24 protein-coding genes are annotated in these 26279 nt (G+C 45.9%); 18 read left to right on the plus strand and 6 right to left on the minus strand.

The genetic code is table 11. The annotated features are described in order from the left end of the window. Positions 1 to 3: 3 nt before the first annotated feature. Entirely contained in the window at positions 4 to 546 is a 543-nt protein-coding gene (locus AC0VXX_RS00935; RefSeq protein WP_475515521.1) for a YceB family lipoprotein, read from the minus strand. Then, positions 546 to 3182, minus strand: a complete 2637-nt coding sequence (gene ppc / locus AC0VXX_RS00940; protein WP_475515522.1) for a phosphoenolpyruvate carboxylase — start codon at positions 3180 to 3182, stop codon at positions 546 to 548. Before ppc ends, AC0VXX_RS00935 begins: the two co-directional genes overlap by 1 nt. A 518-nt stretch (positions 3183 to 3700) precedes the next feature. Between ppc and argC the strand changes: the two genes are divergently transcribed. The 6 genes from argC (at position 3701) to AC0VXX_RS00970 (ending at position 10249) form a co-directional block, all read left to right on the plus strand. Beyond that, on the plus strand, positions 3701 to 4684 hold the full coding sequence (argC, locus tag AC0VXX_RS00945; RefSeq protein WP_475515523.1) for an N-acetyl-gamma-glutamyl-phosphate reductase: 984 nt from the start codon (positions 3701 to 3703) through the stop codon (positions 4682 to 4684). Positions 4685 to 4706: 22 nt separating this feature from the next. Next, positions 4707 to 5492 carry an acetylglutamate kinase gene (gene argB, locus AC0VXX_RS00950; protein ID WP_110458996.1) on the plus strand — a complete coding sequence of 262 codons (786 nt, stop codon included), beginning with the start codon at positions 4707 to 4709 and terminating at the stop codon, positions 5490 to 5492. 47 nt (positions 5493 to 5539) lie between these two features. Beyond that, positions 5540 to 6445 (plus strand): ornithine carbamoyltransferase, encoded by a 906-nt coding sequence (locus AC0VXX_RS00955; protein ID WP_119978911.1) that lies wholly within the window; start codon positions 5540 to 5542, stop codon positions 6443 to 6445. A gap of 64 nt (positions 6446 to 6509) precedes the next feature. Further along, a complete protein-coding gene (locus tag AC0VXX_RS00960; protein WP_110458998.1) occupies positions 6510 to 7727 on the plus strand; it encodes an argininosuccinate synthase in 1218 nt (405 codons plus the stop codon). 72 nt (positions 7728 to 7799) lie between these two features. Further along, entirely contained in the window at positions 7800 to 9164 is a 1365-nt protein-coding gene (gene argH, locus AC0VXX_RS00965; protein WP_475515524.1) for an argininosuccinate lyase, read from the plus strand. A gap of 58 nt (positions 9165 to 9222) precedes the next feature. After that, positions 9223 to 10249 (plus strand): IS630 family transposase gene (locus AC0VXX_RS00970; protein WP_475514127.1). Its coding sequence is split into 2 segments (ribosomal slippage): positions 9223 to 9678 and positions 9680 to 10249, totalling 1026 coding nucleotides; the frame shifts between segments, so codons are not numbered across the junction. A gap of 120 nt (positions 10250 to 10369) precedes the next feature. Here the strand turns inward: AC0VXX_RS00970 and AC0VXX_RS00975 are convergent. Next, the gene (locus AC0VXX_RS00975; protein ID WP_475515525.1) at positions 10370 to 12919 is read right to left on the minus strand and encodes a penicillin-binding protein 1A; all 2550 of its coding nucleotides are present in this window, start codon (positions 12917 to 12919) and stop codon (positions 10370 to 10372) included. A gap of 186 nt (positions 12920 to 13105) precedes the next feature. Here AC0VXX_RS00975 and AC0VXX_RS00980 point away from each other — a divergent pair, with 186 nt between their 5' ends. The 9 genes from AC0VXX_RS00980 to AC0VXX_RS01020 all read left to right on the plus strand — a co-directional run bounded on the left by AC0VXX_RS00980 (position 13106) and on the right by AC0VXX_RS01020 (position 22145). After that, positions 13106 to 14185 carry a pilus assembly protein PilM gene (locus AC0VXX_RS00980; RefSeq protein WP_475515526.1) on the plus strand — a complete coding sequence of 360 codons (1080 nt, stop codon included), beginning with the start codon at positions 13106 to 13108 and terminating at the stop codon, positions 14183 to 14185. Continuing rightward, on the plus strand, positions 14173 to 14751 hold the full coding sequence (locus tag AC0VXX_RS00985; protein ID WP_475515527.1) for a PilN domain-containing protein: 579 nt from the start codon (positions 14173 to 14175) through the stop codon (positions 14749 to 14751). The genes AC0VXX_RS00980 and AC0VXX_RS00985 overlap by 13 nt, the downstream gene beginning before the upstream one ends. Beyond that, the gene (locus AC0VXX_RS00990; protein ID WP_475515528.1) at positions 14748 to 15368 is read left to right on the plus strand and encodes a type IV pilus inner membrane component PilO; all 621 of its coding nucleotides are present in this window, start codon (positions 14748 to 14750) and stop codon (positions 15366 to 15368) included. Before AC0VXX_RS00985 ends, AC0VXX_RS00990 begins: the two co-directional genes overlap by 4 nt. Next, positions 15368 to 15883: a pilus assembly protein PilP gene (locus AC0VXX_RS00995; protein ID WP_475515529.1), complete on the plus strand. Its 516-nt coding sequence runs from the start codon at positions 15368 to 15370 to the stop codon at positions 15881 to 15883. Before AC0VXX_RS00990 ends, AC0VXX_RS00995 begins: the two co-directional genes overlap by 1 nt. A 22-nt stretch (positions 15884 to 15905) precedes the next feature. Beyond that, a complete protein-coding gene (locus AC0VXX_RS01000; RefSeq protein ID WP_475515530.1) occupies positions 15906 to 17957 on the plus strand; it encodes a type IV pilus secretin PilQ in 2052 nt (683 codons plus the stop codon). Positions 17958 to 18171: 214 nt separating this feature from the next. Continuing rightward, a complete protein-coding gene (aroK, locus tag AC0VXX_RS01005) occupies positions 18172 to 18687 on the plus strand; it encodes a shikimate kinase AroK (protein WP_475515531.1) in 516 nt (171 codons plus the stop codon). A gap of 15 nt (positions 18688 to 18702) precedes the next feature. Beyond that, positions 18703 to 19779 carry a 3-dehydroquinate synthase gene (aroB, locus tag AC0VXX_RS01010; protein ID WP_475515532.1) on the plus strand — a complete coding sequence of 359 codons (1077 nt, stop codon included), beginning with the start codon at positions 18703 to 18705 and terminating at the stop codon, positions 19777 to 19779. 16 nt (positions 19780 to 19795) lie between these two features. After that, positions 19796 to 21253: an AAA family ATPase gene (locus AC0VXX_RS01015; RefSeq protein ID WP_475515533.1), complete on the plus strand. Its 1458-nt coding sequence runs from the start codon at positions 19796 to 19798 to the stop codon at positions 21251 to 21253. 52 nt (positions 21254 to 21305) lie between these two features. Then, complete coding sequence (locus AC0VXX_RS01020; protein ID WP_475515534.1) at positions 21306 to 22145, plus strand: Dam family site-specific DNA-(adenine-N6)-methyltransferase; 840 nt, start codon at positions 21306 to 21308, stop codon at positions 22143 to 22145. On the opposite strand, the gene AC0VXX_RS01025 is transcribed toward AC0VXX_RS01020, so the two are convergent. Next, complete coding sequence (locus AC0VXX_RS01025) at positions 22142 to 22363, minus strand: DUF2970 domain-containing protein (RefSeq protein WP_475515535.1); 222 nt, start codon at positions 22361 to 22363, stop codon at positions 22142 to 22144. The two genes, AC0VXX_RS01020 and AC0VXX_RS01025, sit on opposite strands and share 4 nt — an antisense overlap. Beyond that, on the minus strand, positions 22326 to 22673 hold the full coding sequence (locus AC0VXX_RS01030; RefSeq protein ID WP_475515536.1) for a hypothetical protein: 348 nt from the start codon (positions 22671 to 22673) through the stop codon (positions 22326 to 22328). The genes AC0VXX_RS01025 and AC0VXX_RS01030 overlap by 38 nt, the downstream gene beginning before the upstream one ends. Before the next feature lie 214 nt (positions 22674 to 22887). On the opposite strand from AC0VXX_RS01030, the gene rpe reads away from it, so the two are divergent. Genes rpe through trpS form a run of 3 tightly spaced genes read left to right on the plus strand, consistent with a single transcriptional unit; the run spans position 22888 to position 25269 of the window. Beyond that, positions 22888 to 23568 (plus strand): ribulose-phosphate 3-epimerase, encoded by a 681-nt coding sequence (rpe, locus tag AC0VXX_RS01035; protein ID WP_475515537.1) that lies wholly within the window; start codon positions 22888 to 22890, stop codon positions 23566 to 23568. Further along, complete coding sequence (locus AC0VXX_RS01040; protein WP_475515538.1) at positions 23565 to 24263, plus strand: phosphoglycolate phosphatase; 699 nt, start codon at positions 23565 to 23567, stop codon at positions 24261 to 24263. The genes rpe and AC0VXX_RS01040 overlap by 4 nt, the downstream gene beginning before the upstream one ends. A gap of 4 nt (positions 24264 to 24267) precedes the next feature. After that, entirely contained in the window at positions 24268 to 25269 is a 1002-nt protein-coding gene (gene trpS / locus AC0VXX_RS01045) for a tryptophan--tRNA ligase (protein WP_475515539.1), read from the plus strand. Between the two features lie 70 nt (positions 25270 to 25339). Here the strand turns inward: trpS and AC0VXX_RS01050 are convergent, their stop codons facing one another. After that, complete coding sequence (locus AC0VXX_RS01050) at positions 25340 to 26215, minus strand: LysR substrate-binding domain-containing protein (protein ID WP_475515540.1); 876 nt, start codon at positions 26213 to 26215, stop codon at positions 25340 to 25342. Positions 26216 to 26279: the final 64 nt, after the last annotated feature.

Raw genomic sequence — 26279 nt, forward strand, 5'->3', positions numbered from 1 at the left:
TTTTTAATCTTTAAAAATCAGTTTTAATTTACCCGGAGTGACCTCAATTCGTTTGGTCATTTCGGCAATTAATGCCTGATTGCTTTGTTGGGTATCGAGCACATAAACGGGTTGAGTCTCAAGAAAGTGGGTTAAAAACCCCATCAGTTGCGGCGCTATTGGTGCGATAGCTTTTTCGATATCTTTAGGCGTTGAGGCGACTTCAACCAAACGCAGTTGGCGTAGATACACACTGTGGGTGTTGGCGTCATACCAAGGCTTGGCTTCAAATTGTGTAGTTAACTTTGCCGTGAGTGGCATCAAGGGGTTACGTACCTTAACTGTACTACTGGCAGTAATGGCCATGATGTCAGGTTTATGCCCTAATTTCACAGCCACATCATTAACGCGCATTTCAATACCAAACAGGGTATTACCCTGCTTGGTGTCGAAATGTATAGCATCATTAAGATAGTTGCTGAGTTGTTTTTCGCTGATGCTGTATTGACTGGCGCACCCAGTCAATAGCAGCAAAATACTCAGCATTGCTATGCGCAAAAGGTTCATCAACCGGTATTTCTCATGCCTGCTGCAACGCCTGCAATGGTGAGCATTAGGGCTAATTCGACATTGCTTGATGCGGCCTCATCTTTGCGGGTTCGGGCCAGTAGCTCTGCCTGTAAAAAGTTTAGGGGATCGATATAAGGGTTACGAAGCTCAACCGATTCTCGATTCCATGGGGTATGTGACATCAAGGTTTCTGCTTGAGTCAGCGCTAACACCGCCTTAATACCCGTGGCCATTCTGCTGCGTAACTCCTCACCAAGATGGTGCAACTCTTTGGGTACTAAGCAGGTTTCGTAATATTTAGCTAGATTAGGTTCGGCCTTGGCATAGACCATCTCTAACATAGATATACGAGTTTCAAAAAATGGCCATTGCTGCTCCATCTCTTGTAGTAGTGCTAGCTCGCCGCGATCGGCTGCCGCTTGTAAGGCTTCGCCTGCGCCTAACCACGCTGGCAGCATAAGGCGGTTCTGTGACCAAGCAAAGATCCATGGGATCGCCCTAAGACTCTCAATTCCACCATCGACACGGCGTTTGGCCGGACGACTTCCTAATGGTAGCTTACCCAGTTCTACCTCGGGGGTTGCTGCACGGAAGTAGGCGACAAAGTCAGGTTCGTCTCTGACTATCCCACGATAGGCTTTAACCGAATCGGCTGCTAGCCGCTCCATAGCATCACGCCACTCAGGTTTAGGCTCAGGCGGTGGTAAGAGCGTCGCTTCCATAACGGCCGAGGTGTAGAGTGCCAAGCTTTGTACCGCTAATTTTGGGAGGCCAAATTTAAAGCGGATCATCTCACCTTGTTCTGTTACGCGGATGCGTCCATCTACTGAGCCAGGCGGTTGGGATAAGATCGCTTTGTGTGCAGGTTCGCCCCCACGGCCAATGGTGCCGCCACGACCATGGAACAAAGTGAGTTTAATATCGGCTCGTTTACATATTTGTACTAGCTGCTCTTGAGCGCGGTATTGTGCCCAAGCTGCTGCCATAACGCCGGCATCTTTGGCTGAATCTGAATAACCTATCATCACCTCTTGGCTACCTTTACAGTAGCCACGATACCAGTCGATATTAAATAGCGCTGACATGCAGCTTGAGGCATTGTTGAGATCATCTAAGGTTTCAAACAATGGCACCACACGCATGGGATGCGGACAGCCGGCTTCTTTTAGCAATAACAGTACGGCTAGCACATCCGAGGGTTGGCTTGCCATGGAGATCACATAGGAACCAAGCGCTTTAGCTGACTGATTGGCGACCAATCTAACGGTGCTTAAGACCTCTGCCACATCATCACTGGGTTGCCAATTATGCGGGATGAGTGGGCGCTTACCCGTAAGTTCTCTAAGCAAGAAGGCTTGTTTTTCGTGTTCATCCCAGTGGTGGTAATCCCCTAAGCCTAAGTAGCGGGTAAGTTCGGCAATGGCATCGCTATGGCGCTGGGCATCTTGGCGAATATCGAGTCTTAGCATGTGGATGCCAAAACAAGCGATACGGCGCAGCATGTCGAGCAATAAGCCGTTAGCAATCAGGCTCATGCCTGACTCTGTGAGGCTGTTGTACAGCAAAGTAAGCGGCTGCTTTAGATCATCTTCATGCCAAATGAGGGTGCTTAAGTCCACTTCGGGAGAGTGACCCTCGAGTCGCAAGTTTAGGTAATCTATGGTATCGCGTAATTTTTGTCTTAAGTCTCGCAGCACATCACGGTAAGGCTCATGACTATGGTTAGTGAGTGCTGACAGCTCTGCGTTCGCCTCTTCCATTGACAGTTCATTGACCAGAAGCACCACATCTTTAAGGTAGAGTCTTGCCGCCGTATGACGGTTACGATCTAAGACTTCTTGGGTAATTTTGGCGGTAACAAAGGGGTTGCCATCACGGTCACCTCCCATCCAACTAGAGAAGCGCACTGGGGCGATATTGGTGGGCAGCTGTTTGCCGGTGCGCTCTTCAACTTGTTCATTGAGTTGACGTAAAAAGTCTGGAATGGCCTGCCACAATGACGCTTCAATAGTGCTCAATCCCCAGCGCGCCTCATCGACGGGTGTTGGGCGTTCATGGCGGATCTCATTGGTATGCCAGATTTGCGCGATCAGTTGGCGTAATCTAAGGTGGTTCTGCTTTTTTTCGCGGTCGGTGAGCTGTGGGTTTTCTAAGGCTGCGAGAATATCGACGACTGCCGAGTATTTTTGGATCAGCGTGCGTCGAGAAATTTCAGTTGGATGGGCTGTCAGTACCAAATCGATATCGAGTGTTTGTAAGCACTCGAGCATTTTGTCTTGATCAACTCGTCCATTAAGCATCCGCCCCAGCAACTGCTCTACAGGATCGGGCACGCAGACTAATTCGTCGCAATTTCTACTGATGGTGTGAAACTGCTCGGCAATATTGGCAAGGTTTAAAAATTGATTAAAGGCTTTGGCAAATGGCACTAACTCATCATCGGGAAGGGCGGCTAATAGCGTCAGCATCTGCTCTCTTGCCGCATCATCTCCTTGGCGTGAACTTTTAGCCAAGTGCCTAATCTGTTCAATTTTATCTAAAAATGGCTCATCCAAGTGGGTGCGAATGGTATCGCCTAAGATCTGACCTAAAGTCCCTACATTGGATCGTAATGATGCGTACATATCAGCCATAAATGCTCCATACCTCTAAGTTAATCATTCACAATACCCAGCCAATTAGGCTGCGGTCAAGATAGCACATCTGGATATTACAAACTTATGTGCTGCACATCACTGCTTAACGACTCTTAAATTGCATTGTTATTGCATTATCACTTCTGTTTTGGGATTGCTGCGGGCTTTATGGCGGCAGCCTAGTTATCGGCTACTATCCTAGGGCTGGGCTGAGTATCAAGTAGCCAAAAAAGCATCAGTTATGACGTTTTTTTCGCAAAAACCATCACAAATATATATTCACAAGTATTGCATAAATAATTTCTCGTGATAATCTATCCAACAGCTAAGGCAAGAGCCTTTATTTACAGCGTATTATTGAGACGATAAATGAAGATTTCATACTTAAAAACAGATTATAAGGTTAGCTACACAAACTTCCTGCGACGATAAACTTGTCATGTTGGTATCTCTACCAGGGCTTAAGTTGTGCCCCTCTTTTTCCTTTATGGTTAATTAATAAGAAGTCTATAAGTATGAAAAACATCGCTATAATTGGCGCCAGTGGATACACAGGTGCACAGATAACTGCATTAATTCAGGCCGATAAAGAGTTACAGATACAAGGTCTGTATGTGTCTGAAAACAGTCTCGATAAGGGCAAAGCCCTGGCCGATTTGTATCCTGTATATTGCCATATCACCTTACCGCTATTGCCGCTTTCTGAAGCTGCTAAGCAGACAATAATTACTGAGGCCGATGCCGTTGTGTTGGCGACTGATCATGGTGTCAGTTTGCATCTTGCTGCTTACTTTTATGCTCAAGGATTAACGGTGTTTGACTTAAGTGGTGCTTATCGGTTTGCCGATGCGCAGCAATACCCTAAATGGTATGGTTTTGAACATGAATATCCAGAGGTGCTTGCTAACGCGGTTTATGGGTTGGCTGAATGGAATCATGCTGCAATTGCAAACAGTAAAATGATTGCTGTACCAGGCTGTTACCCTACCGCGTCATTGACAGCCCTAAAACCATTAGCTGCATTACTAGGTGAAAGCCTGCCGGTGATCAACGCGGTCAGCGGAGTGACCGGCGCCGGGAGAAAGGCGCAGTTGCACACCAGTTTTTGCGAAGTAAGCCTCACTCCTTATGGCGTGTTAGGGCACAGGCATCAACCAGAAATTGCAACCCAGTTGGGTAAAGAAGTTATCTTCACGCCGCATCTTGGTAACTTTAAACGTGGGATTTTAGCCACGATTACGGTGCAGCTTAAAGCCGGGGTGACTGAAGCCGACATAGCTAACGCGTATAGCGTCTACAATGAATGCCCACTGGTTCATGTATATCAACATCAATTTCCTAAGGTCGATGATGTCGTGCTGACGCCCAACTGTTTATTAGGCTGGAAATTCGATGCCCAAACGGGATACCTCGTAGTGGCGAGTGCAATCGATAATTTGATGAAAGGGGCTGCTAGCCAAGCTCATCAATGCATAAAGATTCACTTTAATTATTCATAATCAAATTCACGAGAGAATAGCCATGATATCTTCACAGCAACCTTTAGTACTTAAAGTCGGTGGCGCGCTATTACAGTGCGAAATGGGAATGGCTCGCTTAATGACCACAGCAGCCAATATTATCAAAACAGGACAAGCTGTCATTATGGTGCACGGTGGTGGTTGTTTAGTGGATGAGCAATTGGCCGCCAATGGCATGCAAACCGTTAAGCTTGACGGTTTACGGGTTACGCCAGCTGAGCAGGTACCGATAGTCGTGGGGGCGTTAGCAGGGACATCCAACAAGATATTACAGGCGGCGGCAGTTAAAGCCGGTGTGACCTGCGTAGGCATGAGCCTAGCCGATGGCGGTATTGTCTCGGCGCAGATAAAGGATGAGCAGCTGGGATTTGTCGGCGAAGTTAGCCCAAAAGATGCGACCTATTTAAATTTTATTTTGGCACAAGGCTGGATGCCCATCGTCAGCTCCATTGCTGTGGATGACTTAGGTCAGCTATTAAATGTCAATGCCGATCAGGCAGCAACCGTTTTAGCTAAATTGGTTAATGGCAAATTAGTTTTACTGTCTGATGTGAGCGGCGTACTTGATGGTAAAGGGCAGCTTATTACATCTTTGAATAAGGCCGAAGCCGCTGAGTTGACTCGCCAAGGTGTTATCGACAAAGGCATGAAAGTTAAAGTGGAAGCGGCTTTAGAAGTGGCGCAGTGGTTGGGGCAACCCGTGCAGGTTGCTTCATGGCGCGATAGCGCTCAGTTAGCGGCATTGGTGCAAGGTGAAGCAATCGGTACTCAAGTACTGCCGCAATAACCTTAATTGAATATTCGCCAAGGATTTTTATTTTCAGGAGTAGAGTTATGAACCACCTATTATCGATTAAAGAGCTGAGCCAACAAGAGTTGGTGGAATTGCTGTCATTGGCTAAAACGATCAAAGCGAATCCTAGTGACTACCGCACCGCATTAGACGGTAAGAGTGTGGTGATGTTATTTGAAAAGCCTTCACTACGCACTCGTGTTAGCTTCGATATCGGTATCAATAAACTCGGTGGTCATAGTGTCTATTTAGATCAACAAAATGGTGCCTTAGGCCAGCGCGAACCCGTGTCAGATTTTGCCGCTAACATCTCTTGCTGGGCCGATGCGATTGTGGCGAGAACCTTTTTACATTCAACCGTTGAGGCGCTTGCCGAGCACGGTACAGTACCTGTAATTAATGCCTTATCGGATATGTATCACCCTTGTCAGGGCTTAGCCGATTTCCTTACCTTGGCAGAACAATTTGACGATTTGAGTCAGCTTAAATTGGCTTATGTTGGCGATGGTAACAATGTGACTCACTCCTTGATGTACGGCGCTGCATTATTGGGTGCCACCATGACGGTTATCTGTCCTCAGGGGCACTTCCCCGATGGCAAGGTTGTACTCGAAGCGCAAAAAATTGCAGCGGCTCACGGTGGCGAGTTAATGTTAACTACCGATGTTGACAAGATTGCCGGTCACGATGCGATTTATACCGATACTTGGATCTCCATGGGCGACAACACCAGCCTCGATGACATTAACGATAAATTTGGCCCTTATCAGGTTAATAGCACCATGATGCAAAAGGCTGGAGCAAAATATTTTATGCATTGCCTGCCAGCATACCGCGGCGTAGAGGTAACTGCCGATGTGGTCGATGGCGAAGGGTCATTGATTTTACAGCAGGCCGAAAATCGTATGCATGCACAAAATGCCGTATTAGTGACACTATTAAGTTAATTAATTTCCCCTACAACACCATTGAATGCCTTGGCGTTCATGAATACATCATTAGGAAAGAGTCATGAGTAACGAAACAACAGCAGTAAAGAAAGTGGTATTGGCCTACTCAGGCGGTTTGGATACTTCGGCGATTATCCCTTGGTTAAAAGAGACCTACGATAACTGCGAAATCATCGCTTTCTGTGCCGATGTCGGGCAGGGCGAAGCGGAGCTTGAGGGGTTACATGAGAAGGCTATCGCTTCGGGTGCATCAGAGTGCCATATTGTCGATTTAAAAGAAGAGCTGGTGGCCGATTATATCTATCCCACTATTGCCACGGGGGCCATTTATGAAGGGACGTATCTGCTGGGTACTTCTATGGCTAGACCGATTATTGCCAAGGCTCAAGTGGAAGTGGCACGTAAAGTAGGCGCCGATGCTTTATGCCATGGCTGTACGGGCAAGGGCAATGATCAGGTACGTTTCGAAGGCTGTTTCGCTGCACTGGCTCCCGATCTGAAAGTGATTGCACCATGGCGTGAGTGGGAGATGGTGAGCCGGGAAGATCTGCTCGACTACCTTGCCGAGCGAAATATTCAAACCACAGCGTCGGCGACTAAGATTTATAGCCGCGACGCTAATGCTTGGCATATTTCTCACGAAGGTGGTGAACTAGAGGACCCATGGAACGAGCCAAGTAAAGGTGTTTGGACCATGACAGTGGCGCCAGAAGATGCCCCAAATGAAGCTGAATATGTGTCAATTGAAGTGGAAGCTGGCCGAGTAACCAAGGTTAACGGTGAAGCATTATCACCGTATGCGGCGCTCATGACACTTAACACCATTGCCGCTGCACACGGTGTAGGCCGTATCGATATTACCGAAAATCGTTTGGTAGGAATGAAGTCACGTGGCTGTTATGAAACTCCTGGTGGCACAGTGATGTTTGCCGCGCTGCGGGCGATTGAAGAGTTAGTGCTAGATAAGAGTAGCCGTGAATGGCGTGAGCAAGTGGGCGCGCAAATGGCTCATTTGGTTTATGACGGTCGTTGGTTTACGCCGCTGTGTGAATCACTGCTGGGGGCATCGCAGCCGCTGGCAAATCTGGTTAACGGAGAAGTGGTGATTAAGCTCTATAAAGGGCAAGCACAGGCAGTGAAGAAGCGTTCTCCCAATAGCCTATATTCAGAAGCCTTTGCCACCTTTGGTGAAGATGACGTTTATAACCAGAAAGATGCTGAAGGTTTCATTCGTTTATATTCATTAGCTAGCCGCATTAGAGCATTAAACGCTAAGTAATTTAATGAGTTTACCGCTTGCAAGGGGCGAGTTATCGCCCCTGTATTTTTACCGAATGAAGAGGATATCGAGATGGCGTTATGGGGTGGAAGATTTAGCCAAGAGAGCAGTGCACTGTTTAAACTTTTTAACGATTCGTTGCCCGTTGACTATCGCTTGATCGAAGAAGACATTGTTGGCTCGATTGCGTGGGCCGATGCTATCGCCTCGGTTGGTATTTTAACTGATGTTGAATGTATCGAATTAAAAAGTGCGCTTAATCAGCTTCTCGATGAAGTTAACGACAAGCCTGAGTTAATTTTGGCTTCAGGAGCCGAAGATATTCACAGTTTCGTCGAGCAATCACTGATTGCCAAGGTGGGCGACTTAGGTAAAAAATTGCATACGGGTCGTTCGCGTAATGATCAGGTGGCCACCGATCTTAAGTTATGGTGCAAAAAAGAGGGACAAAGCCTATTAGGTTTGTTGGGTAAACTTAGAAGCGCCTTACTGGATTTAGCCGAACGTGAGCTCGATGCTGTTATGCCTGGCTACACCCATCTTCAACGTGCTCAGCCCGTGGCATTTGGTCATTGGTGTTTAGCCTACGTTGAGATGTTCGAGCGTGATATTAGTCGCTTAGAGGATGCGTTGAAACGCGCCGATACTTGCCCACTGGGCACAGGTGCGCTAGCGGGTACGGCTTATCCTATGGATCGTTACGCGCTGGCGAAATCATTAGGGTTCGCATCACCAACCTTGAACAGTTTAGACACCGTCTCTGATAGAGATCATGTGATTGAATTATGTAGCGATGCGTCGATCAGCATGATGCACTTAAGCCGTATGGCCGAAGACTTAATCTTCTTCAATAGCGGAGAAGCGGGTTTTATCGAGTTAGATGATCAAGTCACTTCTGGCTCATCATTGATGCCACAAAAGAAAAACCCCGACGCGTTAGAATTAATACGGGGTAAAACTGGTCGAGTTTACGGTAGCTTAATGGGGATTCTAACCACCATGAAAGCTCTTCCTTTGGCTTACAATAAAGATATGCAAGAGGACAAAGAAGGGCTATTTGATGTCATGGATAGCTGGTCTATTTGTTTGGAAATGGCGGCGTTGGTGTTGTCTGGCTTGAAGGTGAATCGTGAAAATACCCTAAAGGCAGCGCAGCAAGGATATGCGAACTCGACTGAACTGGCGGATTATCTTGTTGCTAAAGGGATGCCTTTTAGAGAGGCGCACCATGTAGTCGGTGAAGTGGTTGTGGCCGCCATTGCTGAGCAAAAACCGATTGAAGATTTTGCATTATCTAGCTTACAGACCTTTGCTAGCGTGATTGAGCAAGATGTTTACCAATGCCTGACTATCGATTCATGCTTGGCTAAACGTGAAGCTTTAGGTGGCACAGCATTACCGCAAGTCAAAGCAGCGCTGAGTGCTAAGTTGGTATAATACCAATTGAAGTAAATATATGATCTAATTGGTGCCCCATTATCAATTAGGTATCTATATGTCTGTAGCTGAATTAGAGCACTTAGCAAAAAAAGAAAAACGCAGTCGTATTAAAGTTCGCTATCTTGCCATCTGCCATTTTCTTGAAGGCAAATCACGAACTGAGATTGCAAGGTACCTAAGGGTAGCGAGAGGCAGTGTAAATAAGTGGGTCACCCTCTACTTGACGGACGGAATTGATAGTTTGAAGGATACGCCTAATCCTGGTCGGCCATCTAGATTAACACCGCAACAGCTAGAATCTGTCGCAGGTTTTGTGAAGGAAAGAAGTTCTTCTACTTATGGCGGACGGCTTCAAGCAAAAGACGTTGGTGAGTTTATACACACTCAATTTGGTGTTGAATATGAGGGCAGAAATGTCTATAGGCTGCTTCATCAATTAGGCTTTTCGTGGATAACAAGCCGCTCTAAGCATCCGAAACAAAATGAAGAGGCTCAACGCCTTTTTAAAAACCTTCCTCATGGAAACGATCCTTAACACCCCAGGCCATTTACCGCTTGATAGGATCGATGTGTGGTTCCAGGATGAGGCCAGATTTGGCCAGCAAAACACGACGACTCGAGTTTGGGCGCTAAAAGGCTCAAGACCAAGAGCAATTAAGCAACAACAATTCGAATATGCCTACTTGTTCGGCGCAGTCTGTCCCAGCAACGGTAAAACAGAGGCATTGATCACGCCATGTAGTAACAAAGAAGTCATGATAGAGCACTTGTCATTGATCTCTCAAACAACTCCTTTAGGGCGACATGCTGTCGTTATTATGGATGGAGCAGGCTGGCACCAACTGTCTTTAGCTGACGAGTTTGACAACCTTACCATTATCAAGTTGCCACCGTATTCCCCAGAACTCAATCCTGTCGAGCAAGTATGGCAATGGATGAGACAAAATGAGCTAGCCAACCGTTGTTTTGATGGATATGACGATATAGTGAATCAATGTACTAAAGCATGGAATCGTTTTAGGAGCGAGCGAAGCCGCGTAAAAAGAATATGTGATAGAGATTGGATTAACCTGGTCAGTTAATTAATTCAATTGGTATAACTGTTATCGTTATCGCGTTTATATGAAAAAACCTGCCGCGGCAGGTTTTTTTATGGTCAAGATTCTGACATCAATGAGGGCTTAATTGCCCACACTCGTTGCTTATTGGAACAGCTCTTCTACGGCATCATCGATAAAAATATCATCTTGCTGCTGGGGCTCTGTGGCCACTTCGGTTGGCTCGGTTCCACTGACAAAGTATTCAAACGCACTGGTATGGTCGGTTTTGCGGCTGAGCTTACCTGTAGCTAAATCAATGCGCGCCGAGACAATCCCTTTTGGTGGTTGTGACGGCTCTTCTGGCGTATTAGCGAGAGCATTTTTCATAAACTCGTTCCAGGCCGGTCCTGCGGTTTTTGCGCCGGCCTCGGCACCCGATATCTGATCTTTCGCGCCATTAGCATTCCAAGCTGTACGCCCTAGCTCTTTGCTGTGATCATCAAACCCAACCCATACTGTGGTGACAAGTTTTGGATTGAAACCACTAAACCAGGTATCGCGTGATTCGTTGGTGGTACCGGTTTTACCGGCAATATCACGTCGATTGACCACGCGGGACGCGCGCCACGCGGTGCCGTTCCAGCCGGTGCCTTTGCTCCAATCGCCCCCACCCCAAATAACACTTTTGAGTGCATCGGTAATTAAGAAAGCGGTTTGTTCTGAAATAATGCGCTCAGCATGACGCGCCTCAATAGGGCAACCATTTACGCTTACCGCTTGAGATAATTCATTAGTCGTCTCTGCACTGGTGCTCAGTTCTGTACCTGTGAACAATGCTGGCAAGGTATCATTGGGCGTATCGTTGACTTCGGGAGTACAGGCAAGCGTCGGATTTGACTGTTCAATAGTTTGTTCGTACGCGTTATCAATATGGTCGATATAATAGGGCTCGACGCGATACCCCCCATTAGCGAAAGCCGAAAATGCGGTGACCACTTGCAATGGCGTTACCGAGGGCGACCCCAATGCTAGTGACTCATTTTTGGGCATATCTTCTCTATCGAAACCAAAACGGACTAACGTATCAATGGTCTCCTCTAAGCCGACATAACGCATGGCTCTGACAGACATGACGTTAATGGATTGCGCTAGGCCAACACGTAAGCGAGTCGGGCCTGTGTATCTGTCGGGAGAATTTTTAGGTCGCCATGCCGTGCCTTGACGGATGTCAGCGTTATTAATGGGCGCGTTATTAATCAAGGTCGCGAGGGTGTAGCCTTTTTCTAGCGCGGCAGTATAAATAAACGGCTTAATGTTAGAGCCCAGCTGACGTTTCGCTTGGGTGACGCGATTGTATTGGCTGGTGTGGAAACTGTAGCCGCCAACTAATGTCTTGATGGCACCATTATGTGGATCAAGAGAGACAATAGCGCTAGCCACCTCTGGGATTTGAGATAGCTGCCAAGTATCTGCGTGGCGGATCCAAATTTGCTCACCGACATTTAATATCTCGCTCGCCACTTTAGGGGCGCGGCTTTGACGTGAGTTGCTAATGAACTTACGTGCCCATTTTAATCCCTGCCACTCGAGAGTAATGGTCTGTCCTTCAGCAGTAAGTACTTGGGCATTTTGTTCGCCTAGTTTGATCACTGCTGCGGGTTCTAATCCTTGGAATCCTTGTGTTTGTTTGAGCTGCTCGATAATACTTTCGTTTGCTGGTATGGCAGCGGTTGGTTGCCACAGTACCTTAGTTGGACCGCGGTAGCCGTGGCGTTCATCATAAGCGTAAACATTATTTCTTAAGGCTTGCTGTGCTAGCTGTTGTAGCCTTGAGTCGATCGTGGTGTAAACGTTATATCCGCCTGTGTATGCCTCTTCTTCACCATATTTATCTGCCAGATAATCGCGTGCCATTTCAGAAATATAGGGAGCATATAACTCGACCTCTGCGCCGTGATATTCGGCGGTAATAGGGGCCGCTATCGCTGCTAAGTATTCCTGTTCGGTAATATTATTTTTTTCGAGCATACGGCTAAGTACCCAGTTGCGACGATTGATGGCGCGAACAGGATTTCGAATTGGGTTGGCGGCCGATGGGGCTTGTGGTAAGCCGGCAATCATGGCCATTTCGGGTAAAGTCAGTTGCGCTAACTCTTTGCCGTAATAGACTTGGGCCGCCGCACCTACACCATAGGCTCGATTACCTAAAAATGAACGATTGAGATAGAGGGTGAGGATCTCTTCTTTGTTAAGTGCTTTCTCAATTTTAAGGGCTAAAAAAATCTCTTTAATTTTTCGGATATAGGTTTTTTCTCTGGATAAGAAAAAGCCTCTGGCGACCTGTTGGGTAATGGTACTGGCCCCTTGGCTCTTTTTGCCCGTGGTAGCCAAAATAAAGGCTGCACGAACGATACCTATAGGATCGATCCCTTTGTGCTCGAAGAAACGCGCATCTTCGGTATCCAGTACTGCGTTGATCAGTTGTTGCGGTACCTGTTCATATTCCACAGGGATACGACGTTTTTCACCAAACTGTGAGATGAGTTTGCCATCGGCACTGTAAATTCGTAACGGAGTCTGCAATTTTACCGTTTTCAGGGTGGTAACATCGGGAAGATCGGGAAGCACATAAAAGTATGCAGCGGCAATAGCACCTACTCCTAAAAGAGTGAGGCTAAATAGCGCGATAATAATTCGTTTAAACCACTTCACCAGATTATTCCAATAAATAGAGCAGGCACAACAGTATATAAGGCGAGCGGCTATTGGTGAAGCAAAAAAGGTTGTCAAAAAAATGGCAATTGTAAAAGTGACAAACATTTTGTACAAATAGCTATAACGAGTTGATTTTGTGCTAATCTAATTCCTGAAATTATAACAAAAAAAGTGATGATGGATATGCTTTCAAATTTATGGAAGCGTCAGGCTCCGCAGATGGTGGGTATCGATATCGGTTCTCACGAAATAAAAGCAATCCTGCTGAGTAAGACTGCTGATGGTTATAAAATTTTGAGTCATGCTGCGGTGCCTGTCAAAAAGGGAGCCGTAACCGATCATGAAGTACGTGATACCGACGCCGTTTTAGAGTCGCTTAAATTAATCAAGCGCGCATTACCTAAATCGGTCAAGTATGCCGCCGTTGCCGTGTCGGGTTCGGCTGTTATGACCAAAGTTATTTACATGGACGCTTCACTAAGCGAAGAAGAGATGGAGACTCAAATTGAGATTGAAGCCGATAATTTGATCCCTTATTCAGTCGATGAGGTCAGTATCGATTTTGAAACGCTCAATGTGAATAGTACCGATCCAACAAAAGTGGACGTGCTACTCAGTGCTTGTCGAACCGAAAATATTGATGCCAGAGTCGATAGTTTAGATGATATTAATCTTGAGACTAAAGTCGTCGACATCGAAGGTTATGCCCTAGGGCGCTCGTTTGAGTTAGTCGCTGCGCAACTTCCTGACGAAGCTGAAGGAAAAGTGGTCGCGCTGGTGGATATTGGTGCCAATATGACCACCTTTTCAGTGGTTGAAGGCGGAGAAACTACCTTTATTCGTGAGCAAGCGTTTGGTGGTGAGCAGTTTACTCAATCAATCTTATCATTTTATGGCATGTCTCATGACCAGGCCGAAACCGCTAAGGTTGAAGGTTCTCTTCCGCGCAATTATATGTTCGAAGTGCTATCTCCTTTTCAAAATCAGTTATTACAACAAATAAAACGTACATTACAAATTTACTGCACCTCCAGTGGTAAAGATAAAGTCGATTATATTGTCTTGTGCGGTGGCACCTCAAAACTCGAAGGTATGGCCAACTTGCTAACCAATGAGCTGGGTGTACAAAGCGTTATTGCCGACCCCTTTGCAGGTTGTTTGCATGCAGATGATGAAATTAAAACGCGTCTGCAGCCAACAATTAATAAATATATGGTTGCGTGTGGATTAGCGCTTAGGAGTTACTCTCAATGGCGAACATAAATTTACTTCCATGGCGAGAAGAGGCACGAGAAAAACATAAACGCGATTATTTAGGTATATTAACGGCTGTTTTTATCGGCGCCTCACTACTGGTTTATGCTGCGTTAATGGTGGTCGATATGATGACCGAAGAGCAACGTGGCAGGAATGCCTATTTGCAATCTGAAATTCAATTATTAGAAACGCAGATAGCCGAAATTAAGAAAATTCGTGAGCGTAAAAAAGATATTGAACGTCGTACTGAGATTATTCTTAATTTACAGCAGGCGCGAAATTTACCGACACATGTGTTAGATGAGCTAGTGCGCATTGTCCCTCCTGGAATATACCTATCAAGTATCGAAAAGAAGGGCAGCTTGTTATGGATAGAAGGGCGCAGTGAATCTAATAACAATGTGGCCAATATGATGCGTAAAGTTAAAACATCATTATGGCTTCATGATCCCAATATGCAGTCTATCGTTTCTCAAAATGAAGCGATGCGTCAACTACAGCGATTCAGTTTACGTGTTTCTATTAGTGACGAGAGTGCAGAAAACAATACTGCCCAAGGAGCGAGCAAATGAAACTCGATCTGAGTGAATTTAACGATGTCGACTTTGAAAACATTGGGGGTTGGCCAACTCAGGTTAAAGTGGTCTTTGCAACGTTACTGGCAATTCTAATCTTTATTGCCAGTTACTTCTTATTTGTTTCAGATGCCATCGATACGTTAAATCGCGAACAAGATAAAGAACTCACACTGCGAGACGATTTCAAAGCGAAATATCAATTAGCGGCTAATCTTAAATTATATCGTGATCAACTTGCCGAGATGGAAGTTCAGTTTGCTGAGTTACTTAAGATGTTACCTTCGCAAAATGAAATGCCAGGATTGCTAGATGATCTTACCTTTGTTGCTACCGATTCAGGTTTGGGGATTGAAAGCCTTGAGTGGCAAGAAGAGATCCAACGTGATTTCTATATCGAGTTCCCCATTAGCATGTCGGTGACAGGGGATTACCATGAAATGGGGCAGTTGGTAAGTGATGTAGCCAAATTACCTCGTATCGTGAGCTTACATGATTTTGTGATTAAGCGGAGCGACCAGGGGCAGTTAGCGATGGAGATCTTAGCAAAGACTTATCGCTTTAAAGAAGGCGCTCAGTTACCTAAAGATAAAAATGCCAAGGGGGCTAAGTAATGAAACAGCTACCCTGGTTAGTGTTAATTATTGCTTTAACAGGTTGTATGGGGGATCGCAGCGATTTAGAGGAGTTTGTGACCACCACTAAGGCGCAGCATGTCGCTTATGTTCCGCCATTAAAACAACCGCCGACATTTGAACATTTTGTATACCAAGCCCATTTGATGCGCAGCCCATTTGTGCCACCATCACGTGAATTAACTGAAGAGGTTATCGATACGACAAAAGATTGCCTCCAACCAGATTTAAAACGCCGCAAAGGACGATTAGAAACCTATGCGTTAGATAATTTAAAAATGCGTGGTACGTTAAGTGAAAAGGAAACGATTTGGGCACTAATAGAAACAAACGATGGCAGTGTTTATCGATTAGGTATCGGTGAGTATTTAGGGTTGTATCACGGGCGAATTGCTAAAGTAACACCGCAAACAGTCGAAATAATAGAATTAATTCCAGATGGATCAGGTTGCTGGGCTGAAAGATTAAGCAACATGGAGCTCACTGGTGAATAACAAGCGAAGGATGAGGGGAATAATGGAATCTTCTGCCGCGAGAAATGCATTACTAAAAATGTCACCTTTATTTAATGCGGCCTTAGGCCTAGCGTTAATATTAGGTGTGGCGCCGTATTCTTCAGCTGCAAACCGCTTAGTGGATGTTAAGTATCACTCAGTCGTTGATCACCAGCTAGAATTACAGTTGATATTTGAGGACGATGTTACAGAGCCAGAGATTAATCTCAATGCGTCGCCGGCCCAAATTATTTTGGGATTCGATGACAGCCTATCAGGTTTAGAAAAGTCGCGTTTACCTGTCGATAATGTCGGTGTTAAATCAGTATCTATGTTGCAAGACAGTGACAGACTAAATGTGCTGGTGGACTTGGTTAAGGTAAAAGCGTATCAAGGTAAAGTGTTAGGTAATACCTATAGGCTAACGATTAATGATGAAGTTGCCGACCGCAGTGAAAGTGCGGTTAATCCATTTGTTAATGGTATCAAAAATATCGATTTTCGCCGTACGACAGAAGGGGGGGGTGAGTTATTGGTTAAACTGAATAACGCTTCAGTTGCCGCCAATGTTGAACAGGTGGGGGCCAAATTAGAGCTCAAATTATATAACACGGATATTGGCTCAAACTTACTGTATGTGATGGATGTGCAAGATTTTGCCACTCCTGTTAGAAGCTTTGAAACCTTCAAAGAAGAATTAACCACTCGCATATTACTTAATATTGATGGTCAATATGATTATAACTATAAGCAAGAAGGTGATCTGTTTCGCTTAAGTGTGAATAAGGCGGTACGGAATAACGTTGTAAAAGAAGAGAAAAAGTATGAGGGCCGCTCGCTGTCACTTAACTTCCAAAGTATTTCTGTTCGAACCGTACTGCAAATCATTGCCGACTATAACAACTTTAACCTAGTTACCAGCGATACCGTCGAAGGGGATATTACCCTGAGACTTGATGATGTGCCTTGGGATCAAGCGTTAGACTTAATTCTGCAAACTAAAGGTTTAGATAAGCGCATCGAAGGTAACATTTTGATGGTTGCGCCAGCGGAAGAGATGGCAATACGTGAAAGCCAAGAGCTTAAAAATATGCAGGAAGTGAAAGAGCTTGCTCCACTTTATTCTGAATATTTACAGATTAACTATGCTAAAGCTCTCGACATTGCCGCCTTGCTGAAAGGAGATACTTCTAGTCTATTGTCTGCACGCGGTACGGTTGCAGTCGATGAACGAACCAATACCTTATTGGTTAAAGACACCGAAGAAAGTTTAGAAAATATTCACCGTTTAATTGAGGTATTAGACATTCCCATTCGTCAGGTTTTGATTGAATCGCGTATGGTTACGGTGAAAGATGATGTATCGGAAGACTTAGGAATTCGTTGGGGTATTACCGATCAACAGGGCAGCAAAGGCACTTCAGGTAGTTTAGGTGGCGCCAATGATATCGCTAACGGTATTGTGCCTGATATTGGTGATCGTCTTAATGTTAACCTACCTGCTGCCGCATCCAACCCCGCTAGTATTGCATTTCATGTGGCTAAGTTAGCCGATGGAACCTTACTGGATCTGGAGTTAAGCGCACTTGAGCAGGAAAGCAAAGGTGAGATCATCGCCAGTCCGCGCATTATGACCTCTAATCAAAAGGCGGCTTATATTGAGCAAGGTGTTGAGATCCCTTATGTGGAGTCGGCTTCTAGCGGTGCAGCAACGGTGCAGTTTAAGAAGGCAGTGTTATCGCTACGAGTAACACCGCAAATTACCCCGGACAACCGAGTTATTTTGGATCTTGAAATTACACAGGATTCACAGGGTAAAGTGGTGGATACTCCGCTTGGGCAGGCTGTTTCTATTGATACTCAACGTATTGGTACTCAAGTGCTAGTGGATCATGGCGAGACGATTGTGCTCGGCGGCATTTACCAGCAACAACTGATCAATCGCGTCAGTAAGGTACCAGTATTGGGTGATATTCCTTTCGTGGGCTATCTGTTTAGGAATACTTCTGATAAAAATGAACGTCAAGAGTTGCTCATTTTCGTAACGCCAAAAATCATTTCAGAAGAACTTTAAGCTTTGATGCTTATGGCAAAAAAGCCAGCGTGTAGACGCTGGTTTTTTTATAGGTGGGTATAATTTCATAGAATTTACTCGCATCACTTGCCTTTGAGGTGGGATAACTGAGATAATCCATGGTCAAGTCTCATTAGAGCAAGGTAACATTTAAGGTCGACCTGATTTTCTGGTTGGCGTAGGCAAACTTCATATAAGATTCAGACGTAAAGCAATGGCTGAAAAACGTAATATTTTCCTAGTAGGTCCTATGGGGGCTGGTAAAAGCACTATAGGTCGTCATCTGGCGCAGATGCTCCATTTAGAATTCCACGATTCAGATCAAGAAATTGAAAACCGCACTGGTGCGGATATTGCGTGGGTATTTGACGTTGAGGGCGAAGAGGGTTTTCGTCGTCGCGAAACACAAGTTGTCGCTGACTTAACTGAAAAACAAGGTATTGTTTTAGCAACTGGCGGCGGATCAATCGAGAGTAAAGATATTCGCAACAATCTTTCTGCTCGTGGCATAGTGGTCTATTTAGAGACCACTATCGACAAGCAAGTTGCGCGTACGCAACGAGATAAGCGTCGTCCGTTACTACAAGTAGATGACCCTCGTGAAGTGTTAGAAAAACTTGCTGAAACGCGCAACCCTCTTTACGAAGAGATTGCTGATATCATCGTCAAAACCGATGAACAAAGTGCAAAAGTGGTTGCCAATCAAATTATTGAACAGTTAGGTTTTTAATCATTAGGCGGTAGCATGGAACGGATTCAGGTTGAACTTGGTGTACGTAGTTACCCGATTTATATTGGCCCGAATCTGCTGGAGAAGCTCGAATTATTTGAGCCGCACCTCCAGAACAAAAAAGTGCTTATCGTCAGCAATGATACAGTAGCGCCCCTGTACCTTGAAAGGGTACAGGCGCTATTGACTCCTTTTCAATGTGCTACGCCGGTCATCTTACCTGACGGTGAACAGTACAAAACATTAACAAGAATGGATGATATCTTGACCTCACTGCTGTCGCAGAACATGGGGCGAGATACTGTGCTTATCGCGCTGGGTGGCGGCGTTATCGGTGATATGACCGGTTTTGCAGCGGCTTGTTATCAACGCGGAGTCGACTTCATTCAAATACCGACGACATTATTATCTCAAGTTGACTCTTCTGTTGGCGGCAAAACGGCAGTTAATCATCCCTTAGGGAAAAATATGATTGGCGCGTTTTATCAACCGCAATTAGTGGTCATAGATACACAATGTTTACACACGCTACCGGCGAGAGAATTTGCTGCAGGTATGGCGGAGGTGATTAAGTACGGTATCATTTGGGATCAGGCTTTTTTCTGTTGGCTTGAAGATAATGTCGCGGCGCTGCAGCGGTTAGATGAATCGGCCTTACAATATGCGATTGCCCGTTGCTGCCAGATAAAAGCAGATGTTGTCGCACAAGATGAAACCGAACAAGGGGTGCGAGCCTTGCTCAATCTCGGCCACACCTTCGGCCATGCCATTGAGGCTGAAATGGGTTACGGTGTTTGGCTGCATGGTGAAGCGGTTGCTGCCGGTACTGTGCTTGCTGCTCAAACGGCTTGTAAAATGGATCTGATCGAACAAAGTGTTGTTGAGAGAATTACAACACTCTTTACTGCTTTCGATCTACCGACTCAGGCGCCTAATTGCATGGGTTTTGAACAGTTTATTAAGCATATGCGTCGTGATAAAAAAGTGCTTCAAGGCAAGCTTAGGTTAGTGTTACCCGAAGGCCTAGGCCAAGCGGGGATTTATGCTAACGTTCCTGAGCCTCTGTTAGAAGAGATCCTTTGCCGCGCTTAACTTGTGTGGTGATCTTGTGACATTTCAAGCTTCGATATTATTACCTAGCCAAGAATCCTTGCTGCATCGTTTGCAGCACGTGATCTTATATGGTCAGCAGTTGACCGTATTAACAGGTGATGATGGTGCAGGTAAAACCACCATAGTCACAGCGCTTGTCGATGCACTCGATGGGGTTAGTTCCGCCTTGGTTACGTGCCCGCAGCACGCCGATTGCGCTGAAATTCGTCGTAAAATCTTGGTGCAGTTATTGTCAGAACCTGTTTTCGATGATGAGTTGCCACTGCCAGAAACCCTGCTAGATTTAGCACAAGCTTTACCGACTCAGAGCCATATAGTGCTCGATGATGCTCACCATCTCCCGCTGGATATTTGGGCCGAATGCATAGTGTTAAGCCAAATGCAGTTGGTGGGTAAAAGCCTTTCGGTAACACTTACCGCCCCCAATGTATTTTTAGGCCAATTATTAGCACAACTGCCAGAGAGTCAACATCAACTGTTACTTCCCATGGTGATCGAGCCGTTAACCTATGCCGAGCGCGAGGCACTCTATTACACCTTGTTGCAGCGCAGTGAGCAAACCACGTTTACCCCCAGAGATATTGTTAAAGACCAACTGCAACAGCAGCGAGGTTTACCGAGTGAGGTGGTGACGTTACTGTCACTTGCGCTTGATGGCGAGCCTGACCCCCAAGTTAAAAGAGGCTGGCTTAAGCCGGCGCTACTGATACTGTTGGCTGGTATCATTGTCGTTGCTGGGTATGTTTACATGCTACCGGATGTTGAGCCACCAGTCTTACCTCAACAAGATACTGTCGCCTCCGTTCGTGCAAGAAGCGCTAATATCGCTTATGGTGAGGCGTTGTTAGCCCGCTATTTTTCAGGCTCGCAAGTGCCTCATGCTGAGGTGATTGTTGAAGGGTCGATAGTGGTCGTGCCCTTGCGGCATGATGCCGTGATAGCTGCTGAGCATAGCGTGGAAAATCCGTTAAGTGATGTCGTAGAGGCCGAATATAGTGAAGTGGGGCAGTTTGAAACCATCAGTAGCGATAGGGCGGAGATGCAGCTGCATAATGATAAGGTGGAGGTTTTTGCTGTCAAAAATGATGCTGCTGCAGTGGCAACACCAGCGCTACAGCCACAGCAAGAGGTTGAGCCGACGCTGAATCATAACGGTGAATTAAACAGCCAAATGCCGCAGACAGGTTACACATTACAACTGGCTAGCGTTAAAAAGCTCAAGTCACTCAATGAAGTGATTGCACAGCTTGATGGCTCAGATAATATCAAAGTAGCACGCTATAAGCAGCGCTGGGTCGTGCTATACGGGCGTTATAACTCTCGTGAACAGGCAATGGCAGCAGCCCTGCGTTTACAAAATGAATTAGGAGTTGCACCACCTTGGTTGCGAGTGTGGAGTGATTTATCTCAATATGAGTTACAACAACGGCTCCCGACTCGTGAAATTCAATAATAAACAGAGTACAATCGGCACCTTGTTTTCATGGCGCATTCAATCGATTTAGATGATTAAAAAGCAAAGGGCCTTTCTTAAGTGGGCTGGTGGAAAATTTAAGCTGGTTGATGCTCTCACGCAACACCTTCCCCAAGGCGACCGATTAGTCGAACCTTTTGTCGGTGCTGGTTCAGTATTTCTCAATACTGATTACCAGCAGTACCTGCTATGCGATATTAATCATGACTTGATTAACCTGTACAAAATCGTGCAAGCCACCCCTGAAAAGTACATTCGGGCGGCTAAGGCAATGTTTGTCGATGCTAAGAATGACAAACAAGTCTATTACCAAGTTCGCAGCGAATTTAATCAGGTAAGCGATCCATTTTTACGTTCGGTCTATTTTCTCTATATGAATCGTCACGGCTTTAATGGTTTGTGCCGCTACAATAAGAAAGGCGGCTTTAATGTGCCTTTTGGCTCATATAAAAGACCCTACTTCCCTCACGATGAGATCATGGCGTTTGCCGAAAAAGCTCAGCAGGCGGAGTTTCGCTGTATCGGATACGAAGAGGCGTTCAGCTTTACCCAAAGTGGTGACGTTGTTTATTGCGATCCGCCGTATGCGCCATTATCGACGACAGCCAGTTTTACCACCTATGTGGGCTCAGGTTTTAGCTTAGATGATCAGGCATTACTGGCCCGAAAGGCGCGGCACACCGCGATTGATCGTGGTATTCCCGTGTTAATTAGTAATCATGACATTCCATTAACCCGCGAGCTCTATCACGGTGCCCGTTTCGATACCATTCAGGTGCAACGTAACATTAGCCAAAATGGCAGTGGGCGTAAAAAAGTGGATGAGTTGATGGCGCTATATGATGATAGATATCATAGCGAAAACGATTAAGTCAGTACCAGATTAACAATAACGATTAAGCCTATCACCAAGCCAATGGCTAAAATTATCCCCATGATAAGATAGGGGATAGCAGAGTGAGATTGAAAGTCTCGCTGGCGGTTATGCTCGGTTTGCACGCCAAAAAAAGCAGCTAAAGTGCTAAATAGTAGTTGGATGAGGGAGCGCCTTTTAGTAGCGATTTTTTGGGCTCGTGGGATTAATGTCATCCATCGGGCTGCTTTTATGGCCATGGAGTAATTCTAGTAGGTCGACAAAATGGAACTGACTCGAGCGGCTGTTACCTGTTAACCAATTTATCCAGCTAACATTATCCGATGGTTGCGGACAGCGATTAGCCGGGTGACTTGCAGGTAATGCCGAGTTATAAGCGGTATTGCTATCATGTTCACAGGTCGATGAGTTAGTGCTCTGGATATTCCCCTTAACGTTTACGGTTACAACCCCGACAGCAAATGCTGTAAACGCCAGCAGTCCTGCTGACTTAAGGTTGCCCGACAGTTTTAGCTTATTATTCATGTCTACATCCTGTATCGCACGTAAATATAACAATTGGCAACATTATAGCAAAGCCGTTTATATTTTGAACATCTATTTCCACAGGCGTTCAAGCGGCCTGAATAAAAGCACTCATTTCTGAGTTTGAGCACATTTAATGCCACTAAAGCCCTAGAGAGGCAGTAAGGCATTGAGGTAGAATAGCGTATTTATTATCCACACTAGTGAGTTAACCATGCGTCCATTTTTAATTGCTCCCTCGATTCTTTCTGCCGATTTTGCCCGCCTTGGGGAAGATGTTGATGCCGTGCTCAGTGCGGGTGCCGATGTCGTTCACTTTGATGTGATGGACAATCATTACGTACCTAACCTAACCATAGGTCCTATGGTGTGTAAGGCGCTGCGTGACTATGGTGTCACGGCCGATATAGATGTGCACCTAATGGTTAAGCCTGTGGATCGTATTATTCCGGACTTTGCTGACGCTGGTGCGTCGATCATCACCTTTCACCCAGAAGCCTCAGAGCATATCGATAGAAGCTTACAGTTAATTAAAGAGGCGGGCTGTAAGGCTGGGCTGGTGTTTAATCCTGGTACGCCACTGCATTATCTTGATCATGTGATGGATAAGCTGGATGTGATTTTATTGATGTCAGTTAACCCTGGATTTGGCGGTCAGTCGTTTATTCCATCAACACTGGACAAATTACGTCAAGTGCGTCAGCGCATCGACGCCAGTGGCTTTGATATTCGTCTCGAAGTCGATGGCGGCGTTAAGGTCGACAACATTGCCGAAATTGCTGCCGCTGGCGCCGATATGTTTGTGGCGGGCTCGGCGATTTTTAGCCAACCAGATTATAAAGCGGTCATTGATGAGATGCGCGTAGAACTGGCGAAAACAGAGGTTAAGTCATGATCCATGCAAAGCAAATTAAGGCAATAGCCTTTGATCTAGACGGTACGCTCATCGACAGTGTGCCTGATCTTGCAGCCGCCACCAATGCCATGCTGGCAGAGCTAAATCTGCCTAGCTGTAGTGAGCCACAGGTACGTTCGTGGGTGGGCAATGGTGCCGAAAAGTTAGCCGAGCGAGCACTCAGCTTTGCCCATGATAGGGTGATAGATGCGGCCGAATTAGCCGATGCTATGCCGCTGTTTATGCGCCATTATCAAGCCAATTTACAGCAACACAGTAAATTGTATGACGGTGTTAAGCCGGTATTACAGCAGCTGCATGCCGCCGGATATCGCTTGGCTGTGGTCACGAATAAGCCTTATCGTTTTACCATGCCCTTACTCGAGGCCTTCGACATTGCCGAGTTCTTTAGCCTAGTGCTGGGCGGTGACTCGTTAGCCAAAATGAAACCCGATCCTATGCCGTTAACTCACCTATTAACCCAGTGGCAGTTAACACCAGAGCAGCTTTTAATGGTGGGCGATTCTAAAAACGACATTTTAGCGGCCAAAGCGGCGGGTATTGCCTCAATCGGCTTGACCTATGGGTATAACTACGGTGAAGATATCGGGCTCAGCGGTCCAAGCGCTGTATGTGAACAATTTAGTGAAATAACAGCATTAATTAACTTAACTGCTGAATCAACGGAGCAATAAACGAATGACTGCAAAACCTATCGTGTTTAGTGGTGCTCAACCATCTGGTGAGCTGAGTATTGGTAACTACATGGGTGCTCTGCGTCAGTGGGTGGGTATGCAAGACAGTCATGACTGTATTTATTGCGTTGTCGATCTCCATGCGATCACCGTTAGACAAGATCCGATTAAATTACGTGAAGCCTGTCTAGACACGCTAGCCATCTATTTGGCCTGCGGTATCGATCCTAAAAAGAGCACCGTCTTTTTACAGTCTCAGGTTCCTCAGCATACGCAATTAAGCTGGGCGTTAAACTGCTACACCCAAATGGGTGAGCTAAATCGAATGACCCAGTTCAAAGATAAGTCACAAAAACATGCCAATAATATCAACGTAGGTTTGTTCGATTATCCCGTATTGATGGCGGCCGACATTTTGCTGTATCAAGCCAACGAAGTGCCTGTTGGCCAAGATCAGAAACAGCACTTAGAGTTAACGCGTGATATTGCGACTCGCTTTAATAATGCCTATGGCGATACTTTTGTGGTACCAGAGCCCTTTATTCCGGCAACGGGGGCTAAGGTGATGTCGCTGCAAGATCCGTTGAAGAAGATGTCTAAGTCTGACGATAATCGTAATAATGTTATCGGCTTACTTGAAGATCCTAAAGCGATCATGAAGAAAGTCAAAAAAGCGATGACCGATAGTGAAGAGCCACCAGTGGTGCGTTTTGATGTCGATGCTAAGCCAGGCGTGTCTAACTTGCTGAGTTTAATGTCGGGCTGTACTGGCCAGTCGATTGCCAGTCTGGAAGCCGAGTTTGAAGGTAAGATGTATGGTCATTTAAAAGTGGCCACAGGTGAAGCTGTAGTGAATATGTTGGAGCCACTACAAGCGCGTTTTCACGAATTTAGAGCCGATCAAACCTTCCTTAATCAAGTGATGCAAGAAGGGGCTGAAAAAGCACGAGCGCGTGCCGAGGTTACGCTGAAGCAGGTATACGAAAAGATTGGCCTTATCGTCTAATCGATAGCCAATATTTTGTGTTAAAAAGCCAGCTAAGCTGGCTTTTTGCATTGCCACCAATGAAAACGTTCTATTGCTGCAGCAGGAGCCAATTAATAAAACTGGCGATGGCAGGTTCTTTGACGCGGCGTTGTTTGCATAAAAAGTTGAACTCAAATCCAGTATCTATGCTGGGAAAGGGCAGCGCGATGAGACGGTGGCGAGCAATATCGTCGGCCACCATAAAATCCGATGCTAAGGCCACGCCTTGGCCTGCAATCGCCGCTTCAATGGCGAGTAACACATGGCTAAAAAGGTGCTGCTTAGTATGGCGAGTCACGGCAAGCTGATGATGGGCTAACCAACGCTGCCAATCGAGCCCCAGCGGTCCCTCATCAACGGTCAGTAAAGGTTGCTGGGCCAACCAAGGTAGATCCAGCGTCTGCCCTTGATTGACAAAGTCGGGGCTGCAAACCGGGATAAGGCGCTCTCGATGAAGCAGTTGTTGCCAGTAGCCTTTTTGCTGTTTTTGCCCGGTAATAAACATATCGGCTGCACTATGGGACAGCACAGGATCGTCGGTGACCATGTCGAGGCGGATCTGAATTTCGGGTTGATGACGCCTAAATTCACTTAGGCGTGGGATCAACCATTTCACCGCAAATGAGCTGTATACCGCTAACCGTAATGCCTGTTGCTGCTCACCAATCATCTGTTGATTAAGCACACTCAATTCATTAAAAATTCGCGCCGCTTCTTGGTAGAGCCGTTGCCCTTTGTCGGTGAGTTTTAATGCGCGCCCTTCGCGCTTAAACAAGGGTTGCGCAAAATGTTCTTCAAGTAGCCGAATTTGATGTGACACCGCGCTTTGGGTAATGCACAGCTCATCGGCCGCACGGGAGAAATGTTGCTGACGCGCGGCGGCTTCAAAAACCTGCAATGCCCTTAGCGGCGGAATTTTCCTCATTGAAGTGCCTCTTGCGATCTCATTGGGTCAATGTATGAATTTAATTCATCTATTAAAAGAAATC

It is taken from the genome of Shewanella sp. QJM3NY_23 (assembly GCF_056173105.1).

Excerpts from the sequence above, each read along its gene's own strand:
- AC0VXX_RS00955 (WP_119978911.1), top strand. The coding sequence starts at position 5,540 with ATGAACCACCTATTATCGATTAAAGAGCTGAGCCAACAAGAGTTGGTG.
- AC0VXX_RS01020 (WP_475515534.1), top strand. The coding sequence starts at position 21,306 with ATGATTAAAAAGCAAAGGGCCTTTCTTAAGTGGGCTGGTGGAAAATTT.
- argH (WP_475515524.1), top strand. The coding sequence starts at position 7,800 with ATGGCGTTATGGGGTGGAAGATTTAGCCAAGAGAGCAGTGCACTGTTT.
- AC0VXX_RS01040 (WP_475515538.1), top strand. The coding sequence starts at position 23,565 with ATGATCCATGCAAAGCAAATTAAGGCAATAGCCTTTGATCTAGACGGT.
- AC0VXX_RS00935 (WP_475515521.1), bottom strand. The coding sequence starts at position 546 with ATGAACCTTTTGCGCATAGCAATGCTGAGTATTTTGCTGCTATTGACT.
- aroK (WP_475515531.1), top strand. The coding sequence starts at position 18,172 with ATGGCTGAAAAACGTAATATTTTCCTAGTAGGTCCTATGGGGGCTGGT.
- argB (WP_110458996.1), top strand. The coding sequence starts at position 4,707 with ATGATATCTTCACAGCAACCTTTAGTACTTAAAGTCGGTGGCGCGCTA.
- AC0VXX_RS00960 (WP_110458998.1), top strand. The coding sequence starts at position 6,510 with ATGAGTAACGAAACAACAGCAGTAAAGAAAGTGGTATTGGCCTACTCA.
- trpS (WP_475515539.1), top strand. The coding sequence starts at position 24,268 with ATGACTGCAAAACCTATCGTGTTTAGTGGTGCTCAACCATCTGGTGAG.
- AC0VXX_RS01000 (WP_475515530.1), top strand. The coding sequence starts at position 15,906 with ATGGAATCTTCTGCCGCGAGAAATGCATTACTAAAAATGTCACCTTTA.
- AC0VXX_RS00980 (WP_475515526.1), top strand. The coding sequence starts at position 13,106 with ATGCTTTCAAATTTATGGAAGCGTCAGGCTCCGCAGATGGTGGGTATC.
- AC0VXX_RS01025 (WP_475515535.1), bottom strand. The coding sequence starts at position 22,363 with ATGACATTAATCCCACGAGCCCAAAAAATCGCTACTAAAAGGCGCTCC.
- ppc (WP_475515522.1), bottom strand. The coding sequence starts at position 3,182 with ATGGCTGATATGTACGCATCATTACGATCCAATGTAGGGACTTTAGGT.
- aroB (WP_475515532.1), top strand. The coding sequence starts at position 18,703 with ATGGAACGGATTCAGGTTGAACTTGGTGTACGTAGTTACCCGATTTAT.
- argC (WP_475515523.1), top strand. The coding sequence starts at position 3,701 with ATGAAAAACATCGCTATAATTGGCGCCAGTGGATACACAGGTGCACAG.
- rpe (WP_475515537.1), top strand. The coding sequence starts at position 22,888 with ATGCGTCCATTTTTAATTGCTCCCTCGATTCTTTCTGCCGATTTTGCC.
- AC0VXX_RS00990 (WP_475515528.1), top strand. The coding sequence starts at position 14,748 with ATGAAACTCGATCTGAGTGAATTTAACGATGTCGACTTTGAAAACATT.
- AC0VXX_RS00985 (WP_475515527.1), top strand. The coding sequence starts at position 14,173 with ATGGCGAACATAAATTTACTTCCATGGCGAGAAGAGGCACGAGAAAAA.
- AC0VXX_RS01050 (WP_475515540.1), bottom strand. The coding sequence starts at position 26,215 with ATGAGGAAAATTCCGCCGCTAAGGGCATTGCAGGTTTTTGAAGCCGCC.
- AC0VXX_RS01030 (WP_475515536.1), bottom strand. The coding sequence starts at position 22,673 with ATGAATAATAAGCTAAAACTGTCGGGCAACCTTAAGTCAGCAGGACTG.
- AC0VXX_RS00995 (WP_475515529.1), top strand. The coding sequence starts at position 15,368 with ATGAAACAGCTACCCTGGTTAGTGTTAATTATTGCTTTAACAGGTTGT.